The sequence below is a fragment of the Wolbachia pipientis genome (genome assembly GCF_023661085.1).
Lineage (GTDB): Bacteria > Pseudomonadota > Alphaproteobacteria > Rickettsiales > Anaplasmataceae > Wolbachia.
Window position 1 is genome coordinate 1 of sequence record NZ_JAHDJT010000153.1, and the last position, 2,338, is coordinate 2,338.

Annotated in this window: 2 protein-coding genes; both read left to right on the forward strand. The window is 33.0% G+C overall.

The genetic code is table 11. The features are described from left to right. Positions 1-527 precede the first annotated feature (527 nt). Positions 528-1,757 carry a lipoprotein-releasing ABC transporter permease subunit gene (locus DM84_RS05765; protein ID WP_250779031.1) on the forward strand — a complete coding sequence of 410 codons (1,230 nt, stop codon included), beginning with the start codon at positions 528-530 and terminating at the stop codon, positions 1,755-1,757. Further along, on the forward strand, positions 1,750-2,338 hold a 589-nt coding region (locus DM84_RS05770), incomplete at its 3' end, for a hypothetical protein (RefSeq protein ID WP_250779032.1). The genes DM84_RS05765 and DM84_RS05770, both read left to right, overlap by 8 nt.

The following is a 2,338-nucleotide window of genomic DNA, read 5'->3' on the forward strand; positions in this document are numbered from 1 at the left end:
TTTTAAAATAGAGAGTGGAATAACTAGCTACCTCGGAGTTTTATTGTCTTTTTTCTCTGTTTGGTAAATTTCTTAAATATTATAGCTTAGACTAGTTGCGCTTAAAAGCAGCTAAATTGCAGCGTTTAAAGCATAAAAACGCCAATACTGAAAATAAATACTGACCAGAGCTTCTTTGCCTTTTCTTTAATTAGTTAAAAATTTAACCAATCTCGTTTCTTTCACAAAAAAATTGCTTGACAAGTTTTTACGTTTCCCTTATCATAAATTATGGGTATTTACAATCCCAAGGTCAGCTACTTGTCAAGCGTATAAGGCATTAACGCCAAGTTACTAACATAAACACCGACCAGAGCTTCTTTTGCCTTTTTCAGTGAATTTCTTATAGCTACCGTAAGCAGGATCTAGAGATACTCTATGAGCATTTTAAATTTCAAGAAATAAAAATCTCTAGTTTTTAAGTGAAGAAAAGTCTACAATTATATGAAATCTCAGGAGTATAATGTTTAACTTCAAAATATTTTGTAATGTCCATTGCCTTTGAAGTTACTATGGCTGTTCGCTATTTGCGAGCAAAAAATGCCAGGTTTTGCTCTATCATGACTTTGTTTTCTATTATTGGCATTGCTCTTGGAGTTGCAACGCTAATAGTAGTGATGTCTGTAATGAACGGATTTAGGGCAAAGTTGCTTGACTCAATACTTGGCATTGATGGCCATGTTAACGTTTATTTCGATAGGAACGTAAATTCAGATTATCATGCAGTATCAAAATCTATTGAGAAGATTCCAGGTGTATTGAAAGCAACTCCTATGACCAGTGACCAAGTTATCATTGCAGCAAATGGTAAAATTACAGGTAGCGTAGTGCGAGGCGTATCAGTCAAAGACTTATTTAATAATACTACTGTTACAAATAATGTAATTGTGGGTAATGTAAAAAAATTTGATGAAGGGGTGATAATAGGGGCGCGATTAGCAGAAGCTTTGAACATTGACTGTGGCAATAAAATTGTGCTTATATCACCTGAGGGATTTGATGCATTGTTTGATGAAATGCCGAGAATGAAAGAATATGAAGTTGTCGCAATATTTGATATGGGTATGTTTGAGTATGATAATACTTTAATGTATATGCCCATAAAATCAGCACAGGCTTTTTTTAATTATAAAGACAGTATAAGAAACATAGAGGTATTTGTAGATGACATTACTAAGGCTAATGAGCTAGCAAATGCTATAGAAAAAGAAACAGAAATGGAAGCCGAAAGTTGGCAATTACAACAAAGCCACTATTTTAATGCTTTAAAGACTGAAAGAAATGTGATGTTTTTAATTCTCACTTTGATTATAATTGTAGCAGCATTCAATATTGTCTCAAATTTAATGATGATAGTGCAAGAAAAGAAATCTGCAATTGCAATCATGCGTACATTTGGTGCAACAAGTGGAAGCATTATGCGCATATTTTGCACTTGTGGGCTACTGATTGGTTTTATAGGAACTTGTCTTGGCTGTACTATAGGTGTTGTTTTTTCTCTCAATATTGAAAATATTAGAGTGTTTTTAGAAAGCATCACTAACGTTAAATTGTTTGATCCTATGATATACTTTTTTTCAAGCTTGCCAGTGATATTAGTTCCCCAAGAGGTAGTGAATATTTCTGCACTTGCATTATTTCTATCATTTTTAGCAACAATTGCTCCTGCATTACAAGCAGCTGCGCAAGATCCTGCGGAGATACTACGGTATGAATGATACTCAGCAAAAATGCATAGGCTGGTTCTTAATTGTGTTATTATTTGTCAGCTATATTACAATAAATAACATAGTATTTTTAAAAATAAATCAGCAAGAAAGCGAAAACAATATCAAGGTTTTGACAGAAAACATAGATGAGCTCAAGATGTTGCTTGAGGTTAATCAATCTAGAATAGAAAAAAAGATGTTTGAACTAAAGAGAAACCTGCACACTCAATGTGAGCAAGGTGATGGTAGCTCAAGGCATAAGAATCTCGCAAAATTGCTGTTACTTGTGGTTAAAATGAAGAATTCGTTATTACAAGAAGCAAGATTTGATAATCATATAAATTCAATAAAGCCTTTAATATCAGAGCTTGACGATCCAGAGATAGAGAATGCAGTGAGTGAATTGGAAAGTTTAAAAGAAGTAGATACTTTATATGAGTTAAAATTATCTTTTGAAAAGACTATTGCTGTTATTGACTATAATAAGAGTACATTCTTTAAAAGAATCATTTCCAACTGGATAAAGGTAAAAGATAAAAACGATCCACTGAGAGTAAAGTTGGCAGAAATTGAGGAGTCAATAAACGATA